Origin of the sequence: Vibrio sp. B1FIG11, from assembly GCF_905175335.1 — a bacterium.
Classification (GTDB): domain Bacteria; phylum Pseudomonadota; class Gammaproteobacteria; order Enterobacterales; family Vibrionaceae; genus Vibrio; species Vibrio campbellii.
On the sequence record NZ_HG992752.1, the window covers coordinates 531,733 to 551,271 of the forward strand.

Genomic DNA, 19,539 nt, shown 5'->3' on the forward strand with positions numbered 1-19,539 from the left:
CGCTATCGTTAGCTTTGTCATAAATGGATGAATAATTAATATTTTGTATGAGTTGGAAAAGTATTGTGCCAATTGTTCAACGTTATCTAGCCCTATTCTTACTGATGGCTTTATTTCCTCTTCAAGCTTTGGCTGCAGGTGAAATCGTTATATCTACCAGTCCCACTATTGGGTTACCTTATGAAAACGGTGCCGTCATTACGTACTCTGTTGAAGTAAAAAATACGACAGCGAGCACTATCAGTGATGTCTCCGTGACCAATGCGATTTGGGATGTAATGTCTGGTTCGAATAGAGCTTTCAACAGTTTGACCATATCGGATTCTCATACATTAGGCACAGACCCTGGCTCTTATACCTCAAGTGACAGTAACCTCAGTGTTACTGGAGCGAACTTACTTCCATTTGGTCGTATTACCTATCAAATAGAAGCAAGGGTTTCTGACGATGCGGCGGAGAGCATTACGCTGGGCGGTACCGAAGTAAAAGGGACGGTTTCTGGCACAGAAACCACTTTTACCAATACTGATACCGTTACCTTCGAACCTGCTGAATATAATTATACTCTCGATGCTTTTGTATCCCCTGAGGAATATAACGTCGGTGGCACGCTCACTTACTCTTTAACCGCAACCAACAATGGCAGTTATGCTGTTAAAGGTTTAGATATTGAGCAAGACTTTGCGTCTCTCGTAGGACAAAAGCTCGATGGTTCGACAGGGAATGCATTTAGTAACGTTACGATCAGCGCGGTAGCTTCGTCTGGCAGTAATGCGGGTACGTTTGCGACTACTGGCGATTTATCTGTCACTGACGCGGAGATCTCTGTCGGTGGCTACATCACTTACACTATCACCGCGACGGTTGCATCCGATCTGCTCTCCAACATTGATACTCAAGCGACTTCCACTACTCGTGCCGGAAATGTCGACAGTAATGCGCTTTCCACCCCTCCGGCAGATCCTGATATCGAACTCGAGCATACAATCAACTCAACGTCGCCATATTTGATTAATGGTGAGGTCGATTTTGAGTTGAAGGTGACGAACAACGGTGGCGCAATTGCTCATAATTACCACGTAAAACAGAATATTAACGATTTAGTTAGTAGCAATGGTCTCGCCAACAACTTATCTCCTTCATACAACAACACCGATGTAGATGGGAATCCATTTGCTACTTGGAACATCACGGTTTCAGGCATCGGCAGTAACTCACTCTCAGACTACCAAGGTAGCCCACAAACGGATGTGGACTTCGACGATACCGTTTCTATCTACCCGGGTGAGTCAATCACCTATCAAATTAAAGCAACTTTAACCTCAATCACCATCAGCACTTTGCAAGGTTTTACGGCTTCAGTCACGGATGAATCAGGTTCATTGGTACAAAACTCGACAATCTCCAGCACGGTTGATGCAGAAAAAGTGTTAACCGTAACGGACTCAGATATTTCAATTACGAAGACCACATCAGCGTCTGAATACGTACCTGGTGGAGAAATTGAGTATGAAATTACAGTCACCAATGGCTCTTCAAAGTACTTCGCGAACAACCTTCTGGTTCAAGATAACTTAACATGTGTGATTACTGAGCAAGCGGGTGGTGCTGGGGATGGCCAGGCTTTTGAAAAGTGGAAAGTTGATGTCATTTCTGGTGAGGACTCGATAGGTTCGGATCCGGGATCTTTTAGCTATGGAACTTGGACGTCCAGTCCGCTTTCGCTTACGCCAGACATCGCGCCGGGTAAAACCATCAAGTACAAACTGACGGCCAAAACGAATGATACTAGCACGGGCTTAATTCTTGATAACAATCCAAGTTGTTCTAACGATAATGTCACAGAAGAGGGGTCGGGTGTTCAAACTCCAGACGATAACTTACGTGCAAGTAAAGACGTCGACAGCCGTTTCTACTCTTCAGGGCAGGCGCTGACTTATACCATCACAGTGACCAATGATGGCGATGGTTTTGCAAACCAAGTTCAGGTTTTAGATGACCTCCACTCAGTAACAACAAAAGACATTTATGGCGGTGATATCGAAGCATACTCGGATTGGAAGATTACGGCTGCGGCTTTTAAAGATGATGGCACTGCTGCGACCGCTTCTGATACCGGTATCTCGGGTGAAGTGAATTATCCTAATAATTTGAATGTTATCGCGACACTTGAGCCTCATTCTTATATCGAATACACCATAGTTGCAAAGACAGCTCCTCTTGCAAATGGCCACATTTCTAATGAAGTGACAGTGGATGGCTCTGTTTATGCTGACCGCGGCTCCGACCCGCGTGACTTTGCCATCGAGCTTAATAAGCGCGTTAAGACCAATACCGATAAAGGTTTCCATGGTGATCAAACCGCGTACTCTAAGCTTGATACTGAGGTGACTTACCAAATCAGCCTTAAAAATGACAAAGAAAACGGCTTTGCGACAAACGTTGCGGTGAAAGATGTATTATCAACAATTACTGCGGGTGTTTTAGAGCCGGATGGAAAAACGAAAGCGGTATTTAAATCTTGGACGATCAGCGCCGAGATTATCTCTGATGATTCTATACTCAACGGGAATCCAGCTTATACATATGTCGGCACGTTCGCTGATAATACAGACTTAGATACCACCGCTCAGATCCCACCAAACGTTGAAGTGCTGTACACGATCGTTGCGCAAATCGACCGAACTAACGAAGATGAAATCCTATTTACTCGGTTTGATAATACTGCGGAAATAAAGACACCAGACTCAAGCATTCAGAACTCAGCTTCTGACACGGTCGTGGTTTATCCTCACGACCCGAAAGTGATTGTTGCTAAAACCACGCCCGATAATGCGTTTGTTCCAGGTCAGTGGGTGAGCTTCAATGTCACAATTTTGAACACGGGCCCAGGTTATGCCAACGAAGTGCATGTGACAGACGATATTATCGGCCTAAATGCATTCTCAGAATGGACAATTACAGCGTCTACTGACTCGAATAACTCTCCTTTTAAAACAGGTAGTTATGAAGGCGAAAAGTCAGGCTTTCCAAATAACGGCAACATCAATAGCTACATTGATCTAGATCCTCGAATCAATGGAGCAGAAGGCGCTGTCGTTTATACCATTAGCGGTAAAGTTAAAGACGACTATGTCGAAGATGAAATCTCTAATACGGCAGAGATATATGATCCTTCAACCAATCTAAATCAATCATCCTCTGCACAAATTGGTAGTAAGACGGGGGATTCACTCAACGTTTCTATTTTGAAGACCGCCGATAAAGTCCGCTTTATCCCTGGCGATGATGTGACCTATGAAATTCGTGTCCTAAACAACGGTGCTAACCCAGAAGTTGGTCTAAAAGTTGTCGATTTATTGAATGAAATTCGTTCGGTTCTTGCTAACAAAAAAGATAACCACTACGCAGACTACCCAAACCAGAAGCCATTTGAATACTGGCAGTTTGATTACGATGATGGCGCTGGTTTCCAGCCACAAACGAATGATGATTTCATCTACCCACCGGGTGACGCGTCTAACACAATGACACTTGAGGCCGGAGAACTTCGTACTTTCCGAATCAAAGCGCGAGTTAAAGATAATGTCATTGGTTCTCAAGACTCAATGGGGAACCTGAACAACAAAATTGAAAATGATGCTTATGTATACCGTGACTTTGGTCAAGTAACCGAAGAGTCTCACGTGTCCCACCATGAGATGGAGCGTGCGTACAACGGCGGCGATGTCGTTAGAAAGTTACTGGTTAACGGTGTGGAATCCAACTTCTATTCACCGGGTGATACGCTTACCTACCAAGTTACTATCTCCTCGCAAACGGGCTACGTGAATGACCACGGTGTAAACGAAAACATCACGGGTGTAACGACTCAGCTTCTTGATGGAACCACGGCAACCCCGTTTGCAGCCGGCTTTAGCGTTGATGTCAGCAAAGACGATACTAACGGCGGAAATGGTACTACAGATGGCACCTTGGACGGCACGGTTGCTGACAACCAAAACATTACGACCACAATCGATGTAGCAGGCGGAGACTCCGTTACCTATCAGGTTGAGGGTGTAGTCCGTGAAGATGCGGTCGGTACGATTACGATTGGCGGCATTACTGTCGTTCCAAATAGCTACCACCTTTCGTTTAGTAAAACAGTTGACCAAGCAAGCTATGAGCCAGGGCAACCGCTCGTTTACCGCTTAACAATTGAAAACGATGGTAAAGGTAACGCTTATAACATTCCGGTAATTGATCGACTGTCTGAGATTAAAGTTGACCTTATTGATGGCACTAATGATAAAGCATTTGATTCAGGCTGGACGGTAGCGCCACGCATTGTGAGTGGCAGCAGTAAAGCGATTCTAGATCTCGATGGCAAAATTGCGGATAACGTCGATATCGATACCCACGCCTCCATTCCAACGGGTACCAAGATTGAGTATGTCGTGACTGCAAAAGTCAATGATAACGCAGTGGGCAACATTCTGAACTTATTAACGGTTGATGGCGATACGGTCAGTGCGGAGACCAAAGCCTCTGCAGAGAAGTACGACTTCTCTAAACATGTCACCAAAATCTACGATCAGGATGGCACAACTGAGTTAAGCGGTGGATACACGCCTGGTGGTTACATCGAATACGAAATCTTATTGAAGAACCTGAACAATGTTCACATCAATCAGATGCCAATTAAAGATGAAATCAGCAAAATTAAAACTGACTATTTTGGCGGTGTTAAAGGGCGTGCATTTGATTCATGGACGATAACGACCAGCGTCGATGCTAGTACGATCAGCAATGCCGGCAAAGTCGTCAACAATGCTGACATTGATACTAGCTTCGATCTTGCAGCAAACGAGTTTGTTGCTGGTGGCACCTTTGTTAAGTACACCATTAAAGCGAAGATCAGCGAGCAAGCAGTAGGGCAAATCCTGAACGTTGCGGTCGTTGATAACAGTCATAACTTACCATCCGAGCCAGTGAGTATGCTGCCAGCAAGTATCTCTAAAACGCATAAAGCGTATACAGATACAACGCTTGCTACACACAAGACCACATACAACCATACGACTGACAGTGAGAAGATCGTCTACCACCTGCGGATTGAGAACAATGGTAAGGGCTTGGAGTACAACAAATCACTGAAAGAGCTGTTCTCTAATGTCAAAGTGCGTGTTGCGCAAAACGCCGCGGGCGAATCGGATTCTCAAACTCTGCCAGCATTTGGTCAGTATGGATGGACAGTTACCGCAACAACTTCTGGCGAAGCGACCACGTTGATTGATGGGTATACTGGTGGTCCAAATGCGGACATTGATATCTCTACGCTGTCGATTGCGCCTGGTGGTTGGATTGACTTTGTGATGGAGTCACAGATCCGCCAAGACGCACTTGACCAAATTGTTGCGACACCAAAATACAATGGCAGCAACTTCCATTCAGCAAAAGTAACGCCAGAGGGTAGCAACCTTTCAGTCAGTAAAGAAATTGTCTCTATTGATGGCAAATCTTATGTATCCGGTGACACCTACAAACCTGAAGATGAGGTGATCTATAAGTTCACCGTGACCAATACGGAGCCTGTGTGGCGAGATCAAACGGCTATTCAAGATATCGTTTCTAATGTTCGTGTTGAGGTGATTGGCGGTACAACTAAGTCTGCATTTTCTGAGACGAACATTTCACATGTTTTCACTTCTGCGGGCACGACAGGAACGCAGGACACCTACGTTGAACCTTACGATGCGACGGACGATCTTGACCTACTCGTTGATATTGCACCAGAAGAAGTTATTGAGTTTACGGTTAAAGGTAAGGTTCGCCAAGATGCGCTAGGTGATATTGACGGAAACACGGGTAAAGCGGGCAATCACAGTGATACAACGGATGTCATTCCGCCAGTAGTGCCGGTATTGGACTTTGAAAAAGCAGTTCTGAATACAACCGCAGACAGTGGTACATGTACTTTCCCATCAACGACGGGTACCGATTGTCACTACAACCCGAACGGTCAAGTTCAATACCAAGTTAGCGTGACCAACGTGGGTGAGAGTATTACTAATGGCGCGACGATTGTTGATGAACTGAACAGCATTGATACATCTGATGGTAAGCCTGCGTTCAAAGATTACAGCGTTGCGATCGTGAGTGCACCGGATGCAGATCGATTCTCAATTACGGGTAACTACCAAGGAACCGTACCACTGAATGCTGCGTTCGATTTGATGCCAGGCGACACCGTTGTGTTTGAAATTGACGGTACAGTAGCAGCGGATGCGACGGGGACGATTACCAACGTGGCTAAAGTCAATGGTGTTGATAGTAATGCCGTCGTTTTAGATCCTGGTACGTCGAGCCTTATTGCCCAAAAATCAACAGACACACCAACCTACACGCCGGGTTCTGAAATCCACTATCAAATGCGTGTTCGTAACGAGACGGCAAATAATGAGCTGATTGATATCCGAGACATTATTTCTGACTACAAAGTTGAAGTGGCTGATGGCTCAGAGCAAGTTGCTCTGAAGGATTGGACGGTCAGTGCTCAAGTGATTACTGATGGCAACCCTACTTATACAGACATCAGTAATCTTAATTCTATTGCTCCGAACACAGATATTGATGTGACCGTTCAGATGGGCGGGAAAGCCGCAGATGATACTTACACGGAAATCTTAATCACAGTTGAGGGCCACGTTCGTGATGATGCGGTTGGTGAGTTTACAAACCAACTACAAGGCAAACTGAACTCAGGGACCAATTACTTTACCTACAACCTCAAAGAAAAAGTCATTGTTCCAGAGCCAGGAAGTCTCGAAGTAACCAAGGTTACCTCAATCACTCCTGCGATTTACCATCCTGGCGACACCATTGGCTTCGATATTGAAGTGAAAAACGTGGGACAGGGTTACGCGACGGATGTGTTGATCTCTGATCTTTGGAAAACGATCCGAACCGAGAAGGCGGGTTCTACGCTACCTGTTCGTGCATTTGACTCTTGGTTTGATGCCTATACGAGCGTGGAGGGTACAGTCCCTGACTTAACGAAGCCGATCACAGGATCTGAGGTCAAAGGTGATAGTGGCTACCAAATCCGCTACAACATTCACCCAGATCACACAGTGAAACTTCATGTTGAAGGTATCGTCAAAGCGGACCTTGTTGGCGATATCACCAACGTAGTGGAAGTGAGCGATTCAAGCGGCTCCCAAACAGCGGCTGCGACCTATAAGGCGGCTACTGCTGATTTGACCGTCGAGAAGACGGTCGATAAGAGCCAATATGAATCAGGCGATACGCTGACTTATACCATCAAGATTGAGAACACCACAGCCAACTGGGCGAATGACGTTCAAGTCAAAGATTTTGTAAACGACATCACTTCGAGCAGTATTACTGGCGCGACAGTAAAAGCGTTTGAATCTGGCACCATCTTCTTCAATGCATCTTCACAAACGGGAGAAACCAAGTTCCCATCGGCGACGGGGGAGTTCATAGACGGCAGTTTGGATATTGGCCCAAATGACGTTGTGACTCTGAGCGTAGAAGGGGAGCTAGATCCTGAAGTCGTAGGAGATGTCACCAACCAAGTTGCAGTGGATTATAACGGCACGATCAAGACAGCCGAAGTCACCAGTACGGCAAAGATACCAGATTTAACCTTCACCAAAGAGCCAATGGTAGAGTTTTATAGCCCTAACCAAGCGGCAGGTTACATCCTGAAAATTGTCAACGAAGGCAACAGCTACGCGAATGACATTAACCTGAAAGATGAAATTGGTGCGCTCACCGTGAACACCATTGATGGCTCGGCGAACCAAGCTTTCTTGCAATGGGCGGTTCAATACGTAACGGGAAGCTCGCTGACCACAGTCGACGCCAACTCACTCGTCGTCGATCAGAACATTGATTACAACATCGATCTCGCTCCAAACGATACCATCACCCTTTACGTTATTGGCTTAGTCAATACGGAAGCGACGGGCGACATCGTTAACCAAGCGACATTGAACCACAACAGTAAAGATGTGACTGCAACTGCCACTATCAAGCCACGTCCGGGTGATATCGTTCTGGAGAAAACCACCGATGAGCGTTATTACCAGCCGGGGCAGTTCTCCACATTCCGTGTCAAGGTGACCAACAATGGTTCTGGCTTTGCGGCTGATGTAAAAGTCGAGGACATCATATCTTCACTTGAAGTGGAAACCTCAGGTGGTGCAATGGAGCCTGCGCTAAATGATTGGACGATTGTGACCACTAAAGGCGACCCACGTACCAACATAGAAACGGTTCCGGGACCAAATGGTGATATTTCTACCAACCTTGATATCGCACCAGGCGACATGGTTGAATTTGCCATCACAGGTACGGTGAACAGTAGTGCGGTTGCAAACATCGTGAATACCGCAACGGCAGAGTTTGGTGGAGCAACCCTCGATGCAACCGCAACGCTAGAAAGCTTACCTGAAGAAGTTTGGATTGAGAAAACCGCAGAGTCACCAAACTATATTCCGGGTGAGGAAGCGGTGTTCCATGTTCGTGTTTACAACGGCACCGATGGTTTCGATAACGACATCGAATTGGATGACATCCTATCAGGCATCAAAGCGACCAACATCTATGGTGTTAATGAGCGAGCGTTTGAAAGCTGGACGATTAAAACGACCAACACGGACAGTCGTACCACGATCACACCAATGCCTGTCGATAATCAAGACATTCGCTCAGTGATCGATATCGCACCTCACGATATTGTTGAGTTCACCATTACAGTGAAAACAAACCCATTAGCAGCGAGTGATATCACCAACACGGCTATTGCGGACTTGAATGGCACTGTGCAGCAATCGAGTGCGACTATTCAACCTCAGTCACAAGGTATCTCAATCGAGAAAACCGCTGACACCGAGTATTACGTACCAGGCAAAGAAGCCACGTTCCGCGTCAAAGTGAAGAACGAGGGAACCGTTCCGGCAACTGGCGTAGAAGTGAAAGATGCCATCAGTGACTTAGAAGTGGTTCGTTTGGATGGAACCACAGTAAAAGCGTTCGACTCTTGGCGTATCGAAGTCAATAAGGGCAGTTCCGATACTGATATCACAAACATTCCGAGTGTAAATACGGACATTGATTCAACGCTGAACATAACAGCGAATGATGAGGTGGAGTTCGTTATCACAGGCTTGGTGAATCAGTACGCAACGGGCGAGATTGAGAACACGGCAAGTGCGTTGTTCCGCGGTGAAACTCAAGAAGCAAGCGCGATGCTATTGGCGATGCCAGAGTCGGTCAAACTAGAGAAGACCGTCGATGATGAGTATTACCGTCCGGGTGAAAACGTCACTTACCACGTGGTGTTAAGTAATGAATCTAGCTCGTTTACCGAAGAGATAGTGCTTAAGGATATTATCTCTGAGTTGAAGGTGAATACGATTCATGACACCGAAGCGCCAGCGTTTACTAGTTGGAGCATGACAAGCTCATACAGTGATGACCGCACCATCGTCTTGCCACAGATTCAAGGTGACAATTTGGATGTGAATAGCCGTGTGATTATTGCGCCAAACGATAAGTTGGACATTGAAATCACAGGTGTTGTCAACGCGGATGCGATGGGAGAAATCACTAACCACGCGTATGCCTACGACAAGTCAGAACGCGATGTTCTGGCGGATGACTTCGCAACTATCAAACCATTGCCGATCATTTTGTCGGTGACCAAGGTGGCAGATAAAGTGGAATACACCAACGACGACGATGAAATTACCTTCACAATGACGGCAACCAACCGAGGCTCTGCGGATGCAGAAAGCGTCAACCTGTTGGATGAAATCGACAAGCTTATTGGTAACAACGGCAATCCATTGTTCACCACATGGAAAGCGACCATCACTGAGCTTAAGTCTGGTGTGGTGGTTTCTGTCGATTCAGATAGCAATGTCGATTCAAACCACACTATGAAGGCGTACCAAGGTAATGAATACGAAATCGTAGTGACAGGTGAGATCAACCAAGGCATTGATGACAACTTCACGAACGTCTTTACCGCGAAAGCGTCGACAGGTGAAGTCGCTTCCGCCAACGTCACGATCAAGGTTAAGAAGCAAGCTTACAACGAAGGCATGCTAAAAGTGACCAAGGTAGCGAGCAAGTCAGAGGCGAGCGTCGGTGAAGTTGTCGAATACGAAGTCGTGATTACTAATGAAAACGACAACCCATTCACTGGTGTACGTTTGGTTGACCGCTATCCGGGCGGTTTTGCTTACATCCCAGACTCGACAGAGGTGGTCAACAGTGGTCCTGATGGTGTCTTTGATACCTCGGATGATATCCAAATAACCGTAGAGCCAACGAAGACCAATCAACTGTTCTTCGAAGTAGGCGACATGAATATCTACGGCAAGGGCGATTCGAAAACCGCTGATGCGGTACGTATCCGCTACCTAATGCGTGTGAGTGTTGGTGCCACCTTTGGCGTTTACACCAACACCGCATGGGCTGAAGCGCCACCGGCAGAAAGTTTCTCGGCACAAAACACCACGACTAATTACGTTGTGAAGTCGAACCTCGCCAGTGCAACGGTTGAAGTCATGCCAGATAAGGTATTCGATACCGCTTCAATCATCGGCAAGGTGTTCGAAGACCACAACGGTGACGGCTTCCAAGCAGATGCAACGGCAGATGACATTTACATTGATGTTGACCTTGCCGCGGGCGATTACGTACCGGGTTCAACCTTTATTACTCAAGATGGTGTTGAAACCCAACTTAAAGATGTGAAGGTGAAACACAAAGGCCAAGACGTTGTTATGTCGAGTGTGGACAAAGGCTATGAAGTCGATGAGCTGTACGGCCTATCCCGTAACCGTACGCTCGAACACAGCAACAAAGTGGTGTTCCAGTTTAATACACGAACTCGCCAAGGTTTCTCGTTCAAGGTGACAACGGATAACGGCACGCACATCGAGTTCGATAAGCAAGGTAACGCGATTACCAAGCACAAAGGAGATAAGAAAAAAGGTCTGTCGGCAGAGAACATCGACGTGGTGAGAAACCTCTACCGAGATGGTGACATGTACTTATGGGAAATCATCGTAGAGAACAAAGGACTTTACGAAGACGGTATCCCAGGCGTTCGACTGCTAACGGTCGAAGGCATCATCATCGAGACAGACCAATATGGTCGATACCATGTTCCAGATCAGTGGGTGTTGAATAAAAAAGGTAAGCAGTTCTTGGTCAAAGTCGACACAGACTCGCTACCGACAGGCATGACGGTGGTCAGTGAGAACCCGAAAGTACGCCGAATCACACCAAACAAACTGACGAAATTTAACTTCAGTATTCAAAGCAGTGGGGATGATTAACCGTTCGCAGTACAGACGCAGGCTGGGTGAGTCCCAGCCCACCACTCAAGCGGTTAAGCAGGATTATTATGATTAGATTTAGACAATCAAAACTGACAATGTGTATCGCGGCTGCGTTGCCGATACTTTCGTACGCGAAAGACACCAGCCAATTGGAGAAACTTGACAGTGACTCACTGGGTATTGAAGTAAAAGCTCACGAACAAACGGATAACTCACGTATCTACCTAGACCAAGGTGCGATTTGGGTAAGCCGCGACATCATGCGATTTGACCCAGTTCTCGACCTGAGCATTAGTAGTGATGTTGAAGTGAAAGATGGCAAGCCATTGCAAGAAATGAGCTTCGCTATCACAACCAACTTCAGCTACTACGTTGATCATTACCAACTGGAAGTCTTCCGTGGTGGTGACCGTGGCTTGGTTGACCCTTTAGCAGTGGTTGAAGGTCAGCAATTTGCGAACGATTTCAACATTGTTTGGGATGGCACGACCGACCAAGAGTATCAATTTGAATCCAACACGCAGTTGTTGTTCCGTTTAAAAGCCTTCGATAAAGACGGCAATATGGACGTGACGACGGTTGGTGTGATTGACCTGGTCGAGCCAGATTCTGAAGTTGATATCGATAAGAACGACGGTGAAGAAGAGCAAAGCCGCAAGCTCGGTAAAGCTCAGTTGATGCGTCACAACATTCCTACCTCTGCTGGTCTGGCTAGATTCATGGGTACGGGACTAAAAGGCGTCGACAAAGTCGTGATTGGCGAAGACGAGTTTGATGTGGAAGAGGGCGAGCTATACGCAGAACAATACTTGCCAGCAGATGCGTATCTGTTCCCAACTCGTGTGGTATTCGACAGCGGCGAAGAGCGCCGTTACCAACTGTACGTGCGTATTCCTGATGAATACTGGGTACAAGCGGGTCTTGCGGATTTCTACATCGGTAAAAACAAAGTGACGGGCAACTCCGCCGCATTAGCCGTCGACGAGCAATACCAAGATGACATCTATAACCAAGGACGTTTAGCGTACTTTGGTCAGGGTAAGTTTGGCGACAAACTCAGAGTTACCACTCACTTTGATACTAAAGAGAGTGATGTTCGAGACATGTTTAAGAACCCGTTTGCCTCTGACTCCTCCAGCGTATTCGACATTCTCGAAGACGACGATGAGATGTATTACGGCAACTATGGTGATAGCTCCAACATCTACAAAGTGGTGAACACCAAAGGTAAGGTTTACCTCAACGTTGAGTACGACAAATCCAATGTGTTGTGGGGTAACTACAACACTGGCATTACTGGCACCGACAACAACGATTACAACCGTAGCTTATACGGCTTCAAAGGGGATTACCGTACGCGCTCAACCACCAAGTTTGGTGAAGATCGCCTAAACATTGTCGGCTTTGCGGCTGAATCTGACTCACTCTTCGCTCACGATGAATTCCTCGGTACAGGTGGTTCGTTGTACTTCTTGCGTCATGGTGAAGTAGTACCGGGTAGTGACAAAGTAATGGTGAAAGTTGTCGACCCAGACAGTAGCATCACTGTGCAAGAAATGCCGCTGCAATCGGGACGTGACTATGAAATCGACCCGTATCAAGGCCGCATCATTCTGACCAGACCGCTGAACAATATCATTTCGGATAACTTCGGCACTGTCATCAACGACCAACCAGCATCTGGCTATGACAACTACCTTTCGGTGGACTACGAATACGTTCCTCAAGGCAGTGACGCGCTTGACGCAATGACCGCTGGTGGTCGTGTGAAAGGTTGGGTGAACGACTACATTGGTGTGGGCGCAAACTACCAAACCGAAGAAAAAGACAACCAAGATTACGAAGCGTACGGCACGGACTTAACCTTGCGTGCATCAGAAGGGACGTACTTGAAAGCCGAATTCGGACACAGTAAAGGTCGTCAAACCGATTCCAACTACGTTTCTTTCGATGGCGGTTTAACCTTTACCCCAATTGGCAGTAACGCGGAAGATCGTGAAGGCGATATCTACCAAGTGAAAGGGGTGATGAACCTCTACGACTTAGCACCAAACGTATTCTCTGCGGTGGGTAACGACGTTAAAGCTTGGTACAAATCCAAAGATGCAGGTTATAGTTTTGCCAGCCAAGATGATGACTTAGAGCAAGAGTCTTACGGTACTGAAATTCGTTTCCAGGCCACTGACCGAGTTGCTGTGAAGACACGCTTTACCTCGGTTGAAGAGCGCGAATCCGATGGTGATTTACGAACCGATACCCAGCAAGCGGAATTGGAAACCCAAGTTAAAGTCACCAAACACATCAAGATCTCGGCGGCAGGTAAACAAGTTGAAGAGCTAAACAACCAAGATGAAAAAGGCAAAGGTACGTTAGCGGGTCTACGTGCTGACTACATCTGGGACAGCGACAACAACGTGTATATCAAAGGCCAGAAAACCGTTGGTCAAACCGATGAATACGATGAGAACGACAGCGTCACGCTAGGTGGTGAAACGCGAATTCTAGAAGACTTTGTGGTTGGCGCGGAATACACAACTGGTGATCGCGGTGATGCCGCAGAAGCGAGCGTGACGTATGACGTAACGGAAGATTACAGCACCTACTTAACCTACGTAGACGACACTTACGAAGGCAAAAACAACGTAATTGTCGGCCAACGTGCAGACCTGACTTCAACCGTCGATTTCTACCAAGAAAACCAATTTGTAGATGAGAACAACGGCAAAGGTCGTATTGACTCGTTTGGTTTTGGTTACGACATGAACGACGACATCGACATGGGGATTGGCTATCAAAAAGGCGAAATTGAAGACGACCAGAAGATCACCACAGAGCGCCAAGCCGTGAGTGTGAGCACATCCATCGATGTCGATGACGTATTGTTCAAGAACAAAGTCGAGTACCGTGTCGACAAGACCGATGATTCCGCAGACCCAGATAAAAAAACGTGTCGACCAATGGGTGACGACTAACCGTTACACACATCATCTAACGGAAGAGTACACCTTGTTTGGTAAGTTCAACTACTCACGCTCAGAGAGCAAATCGAGCGATAAAGTGTTGGCTCGTTTTATTGAGTCGACCGCAGGTTTAGCATATCGTCCAATCTACAACGACCGTTTGAACGTACTCTCTCGCTACACCTATTTGGTGGACTTCGACCAACTTAACCGCGATGTGGATTACAAAGATGAAGAAAGTCATATCATCGAAATCGAAAGTATTTACTCGTTGGATGCAAACTGGGATTTAGGCGCGAAATACGCTTATAAGGACAAGCATGAAATCTTCACTCGTCAGTCCGGCGAAGACATTCCGGTTGATAGCAAAATTTCTCTCTACGGTTTGAGTGCCTCTTACCGTGTTATGAAAGATTGGGACGTGACTGGTGAGTACCACTGGAAGACGGACAGCACCTACGACGAGCTAGAGCAGGGCGCATTGGTTTCGGTTAACAAACATTTGAGCGACAACTTCAAAGTCGGTGTGGGTTACAACTTCTCAGGCTTTGATGGCAACCTAGCGAATGATGACGATTACGACGCATCAGGCGTGTTCATTAACCTAGTTGGTAAGTTATAAGAGGGCGATATGAAAACGACGATTCGTTTGTTAAGCGGCATGATCGCAGGGGCAATGTTGGCCGGTTGTTCGGCGGATGCGTATGTAAGCCAAGAGAACCGAGAAAAGTTTGCCGATGTCAATGTCTCCAAGTTTCTGATCGGTGAATGTTTAGCGCCGCAACGTGAAATTCATATTGCGGTTGCCGAACATTTTGACTTCGATAAATCCATCATTCGTGAAGCCGATGCGGCAAGCTTAGATGCGTTCATCAGGGATATTCAAGACTTGAGCGGACGCATCACGATTGTTGGTCACACCGATTTTAAAGGCTCTGACGAATATAACGAGAAGCTGTCTATGCGCCGTGCTGAATCGGTAGAGACGTATCTTCAGCAACAACTCAACCCAGAGCAATACGATTGGGAAGTGAAGCACTTTGGTGAGTCGCAGCCTCTAGCGTTGGGTAAATCGGATCAAGCTCGCGCCGAAAACCGTCGTGCTTACGTGATGTTTGAAGAGGCGAAGAAGTACGAAGAGATGCCTTTCTGTGAGCCGCCAAAACCAGAACGTAAGATCTACATGACGATGACACCACACTTTGATTTCGATAAGTCGGAATTAAAATCGGAAGACCTTTCACAATTAGATGATTTCATCGCAAAACTGCAAGGTTTAGAAGGTAGCATTATGGTGGCTGGTCATACCGACCAAGTGGGCTCGCTCTCCTATAATGAACAACTGGCGGAGCGAAGAGCACAAACCGTAGTGGCGTACCTCAAAACGAAACTCGATCCATCGCAGTTTGTGTGGGAAGTAAAAGCCTTTGGTGAGCTTCAACCTGTGATCAACGAAGAATCTCCAGAAGCCAATGCTTTAAACCGCCGTGCGTTTATCGTATTTAAAGAGAGCGAACTGGGACAACCGACTGAATAATTTGGTAAGGTTGTCCTCTCGCAAGCTAGCTATCTGTTTTCTTAGCGATAGTTAGCATCAAAGGTCAACCTATCCAAACCAAACAGGGAGTCGGGTAATGGAGAAAGTGCAGTTAGTCGTCGATTTTCTTCTCACTCACAAAATTTTATTTTCCGCATTAATCCTGCTGTTCATCATTGTTCTGCGTCGTTTGATTCTGTCTCGAATTCGTGGCGACGATGCCTTCATTACCGAAGAACAACGCAGCTGGATGTCGAGAACCAAAAACGGCACGTTCGCGCTTACGCTGATCCTGTTGTTCATCTTATGGCAATCAGAAATCAGCGAGTTTGCCCTAAGCGTTACCGCTATTGCAGTGGCGATTGTTGTTGCATCCAAAGAGATTATTCTTTGTTTTACCGGTTCGATTCAACGAGCCAGTTCGCGTTCATTTCGCATTGGTGACTGGATTGAAGTCGGCAAGCTGTGTGGCGAAGTGATTGAGCACAACATGATGGCGACAGTGATTCAAGAAATCGACTTGCACCATGGGCAATACCACTTCACGGGGAAAACCGCGACGTTGCCTAACAGTATGTTTTTCACCTACCCAGTGAAGAACCTCAACTTTATGAAGCGTTACGTTTACCATGACTTTTCTGTTGTGGTGAAAGACTTCGTCAACCTATACCCACTTTTGCCGTTACTGACTGATAAGATTGACGAACATTGCAGTTATTTTGCTGATGTTGCACACCGTTATAACGCGATGATCGAGAAGCACGCTGGTGTCGATCTTCCGGGGGCTGAGCCGCATATCCATATCTCAAGCAACATCAATGGTGAGCAAATCGTGCACATCATGATTTTCTGTCCGACAGATAAAGCCAACCACTTAGAACACCTGATTCGCAAAGACTTTATGGAGCTTTATGAGCAACGATTTCCAATGAACTCGGAGCATTAAGTTCTCGCTCAATAATCACCAGCTCAATGTAAACCCTCACCAATCAAAGGTGGGGGTTATTTTTATTGTTCATTTGTCGTCACGATAAAATATCTTAATGGATCGAGGCGCATATAATCGTTAAATTACGCGCGCAATCTGCCCTCAGACAACTTCCGCTTGTTGCTTAAAATACATAATAAAAACATCAATTAAGACTACTCAGATAGTCCGTACCGCAATAGCTAGTTTCCTATGGAAGCGACGGCATCGCGGTAAAGGTTGCACGTATGGCTGTTTATTAAACCGCTGAATCTCTATCACGTTTATCATTAAGATGCTTCATGCAAACTGGCTTTAAAATCAAATTTGCTCCTTCTCAACGTCTATTCGCATTGATGGGGCAGTGGCAGTCGGCGTCCAAATCCTATTTAACGGACCTGGCGTCGATCGCATTGCTACTGCTGCCTTTGATTCTCTCTAATGCGTTGGCAGTATTTTTTGGGCACGTCTTCCGTTTTACTGGTTTAATGGATTTGTCCCAGTTGCTGTTTCACGTGTCAGATATCCTGATCAACTTGTACCCGAGTGCATTCTGTGTGGTGGCGGGTTATTACCTTTCCCACAAAACCAATGTTTCTAGTGCGGTGTTCATCATCTATTCGTTGATCATGTTCTATTTGATCTCCATAGAGAATGGCAGCCTTTCACAGATGTACATGTTGCCAAATAACCCGCTGTTGGCGCTATTGAGTGCCACAATGACGTACGTTTACTGCAGCATCTTTAAGATACGTTTGTTAGAGCCTCAAGCCCTCGATTTTTCATCACGGCTGCTTAAGCACGTGGTGCACTTTTTCTTGTTTGTGCTTGTTGCGCTCGTGATGTCCCATTTCACGGCAATCTTTATGGCATTGGCTGGTGGTACGGTTCGTGGACTCGGTGTTGATCCGTTGACGTTCAAAGGTGGTCTTATTTACCAAACCGTGCTGGGCTTGCTCGGATCGATTGGTATAAACGGACACAACTTGTTGTTCGCGATTAAGCAGCAGATCTTTGCCGCGACCGAAGCGAATATGATGGCATGGCAAGCCGGAGATGCGTCACTGAATGTCATCAGCCAAGGTTTTTATGATGCATTTATGTCGATGGGCGGCTCGGGGAACTCGATCAGCTTGCTTCTCTGTGTGTTGATGTTTGCTAAAGAGCGTAACCACTTGATGTTGGCTCTGGCGGCAATGCCACTGGTTATTTTTAACATCAACGAAGTGTTGTTGTTTGGTTTGCCAATCATCTTCAACCCGATTTTGATCATCCCTTTCGTGCTGGTGCCGTTAGTGAGTTTTGTCATTACCTTCTTATGTATTTCATCGGGTCTTGTTCCGCCGGTTGAAAACATTGTGAACTGGATGACGCCACCACTGTTCAGTGGTTATATGGCAATGGGGAATCAAATCGAAGGCTCGATCTTGCAAGCGCTGATCATTGTTTTGGGTATTTTCATCTATCGGCCATTTTACTTGTCATACGCAGGGAAATATTCAGCGCAGTTCCGTGCCAATACGGCTTATTCTGGGATAGAAAGCTCTATCTTTAAAACATTGCTAAGTAATGTAAAAGCATCGAACAACTCAAGCATCAGTAAGTCGACAGCCCAGAAGCGTTTAACTACGATTTTGCGCGAAGGGGAGTTAGTGATGTTCTATCAAAAACTGCAGTCGACGAAAAATATTAACGAGTTCTCTTATGAAGCTCTGCTGCGTTACATCGATAAAGATGGCAAGTTATGTCCACCGACCTTTGTGAGTGATTTCCAGATGCTTAACTCGATGCCATTACTGGATAAGCTGGTGATTGAGAAAGTCTTGGCAGACATGCAGCAAATGAACTTATCGAAAGATCGTCGTATTGCCATCAACATTGCGGTGGCGACGATCGAGCAAGAAGAGTTTGTGCCGCATTTGTTATCGCGTTTGGCCCATTACGGTATCTCGCCAGAATGGCTGGAGATTGAGATCACGGAAGAAGCGATTCTCAGCAACAAGGTATTCTTGATTAAAACGATGGAAGCGCTGCAAGCTCAAGGCATTCGTATTGCAATGGATGACTTTGGCACTGGCTATGCCTCGTTCCCGCATTTGCTCAAATACCCGTTTGATAAGATCAAACTTGACCGCTCGCTCTTACTGGATGCCAACGATAAGAAAGGAAAGGATCTCTACGAGTTGGTGGCGAAACTGGGTCATATCACCCATTGTGAGGTGGTGGCTGAAGGGGTTGAGACACAAGCGGAGTATGACTTTGTCAAAGCGTGTGAGGTGGATAAAGTGCAAGGTTATTTCTTTGCTCGTCCAGCTCCGTTATTGGACATTTTGGACGAACAGCAAGAAAAGCCATTTCTATCGTCACAATTACAAAGTCGAGTGGAAATATAGACTTGCTGGCGATAATGTGCGCCTCCTTGCTTAATAAGCAAACAAAATAACAAACTACGTTGACCAAAGAAACAACGAGTTTGAGCAGAATGGAAGGGTGTCGAGGGTTTTGGCTGGCACACTTTCATTCTGTTAAATAGCAACAAGTTGGCTGTAGCTACCTTTGTTGAGTGACTATGCGCAACGTTGAACGATCAACGCTTTGTTACTCGAATGATACCGTCATCGACGTTCTTGTCGAAACTCTCCCTCATTACGAAACAAATTACATGGATTTAATTGCGGCGAATTTCTTAAGCGGCTTCTAGGCCGTTTT

At 46.2% G+C, this 19,539-nt stretch carries 4 protein-coding genes and 1 pseudogene; all 5 read left to right on the forward strand.

The annotated features are described in order from the left end of the window. The first annotated feature begins 104 nt into the window (after positions 1-104). The 5 genes and pseudogenes from KHO06_RS19250 to KHO06_RS19270 all read left to right on the forward strand — a co-directional run bounded on the left by KHO06_RS19250 (position 105) and on the right by KHO06_RS19270 (position 19,223). Positions 105-11,363, forward strand: coding sequence for a DUF11 domain-containing protein (locus tag KHO06_RS19250; protein ID WP_244858465.1), 11,259 nt, complete (start codon positions 105-107; stop codon positions 11,361-11,363). 68 nt (positions 11,364-11,431) lie between these two features. Beyond that, a pseudogene (locus KHO06_RS19255) lies at positions 11,432-14,948 on the forward strand (hypothetical protein). A gap of 9 nt (positions 14,949-14,957) precedes the next feature. Continuing rightward, positions 14,958-15,863 (forward strand): OmpA family protein, encoded by a 906-nt coding sequence (locus KHO06_RS19260; RefSeq protein WP_212583163.1) that lies wholly within the window; start codon positions 14,958-14,960, stop codon positions 15,861-15,863. Positions 15,864-15,960: 97 nt separating this feature from the next. Beyond that, positions 15,961-16,809 carry a mechanosensitive ion channel family protein gene (locus tag KHO06_RS19265; protein ID WP_038889132.1) on the forward strand — a complete coding sequence of 283 codons (849 nt, stop codon included), beginning with the start codon at positions 15,961-15,963 and terminating at the stop codon, positions 16,807-16,809. Positions 16,810-17,132: 323 nt separating this feature from the next. Beyond that, entirely contained in the window at positions 17,133-19,223 is a 2,091-nt protein-coding gene (locus KHO06_RS19270; RefSeq protein ID WP_212583164.1) for an EAL domain-containing protein, read from the forward strand. The last annotated feature ends 316 nt before the right edge of the window (positions 19,224-19,539 follow it).

Excerpts from the sequence above, each read along its gene's own strand:
- KHO06_RS19265 (WP_038889132.1), top strand. The coding sequence starts at position 15,961 with ATGGAGAAAGTGCAGTTAGTCGTCGATTTTCTTCTCACTCACAAAATT.
- KHO06_RS19250 (WP_244858465.1), top strand. The coding sequence starts at position 105 with ATGGCTTTATTTCCTCTTCAAGCTTTGGCTGCAGGTGAAATCGTTATA.
- KHO06_RS19260 (WP_212583163.1), top strand. The coding sequence starts at position 14,958 with ATGAAAACGACGATTCGTTTGTTAAGCGGCATGATCGCAGGGGCAATG.
- KHO06_RS19270 (WP_212583164.1), top strand. The coding sequence starts at position 17,133 with ATGCAAACTGGCTTTAAAATCAAATTTGCTCCTTCTCAACGTCTATTC.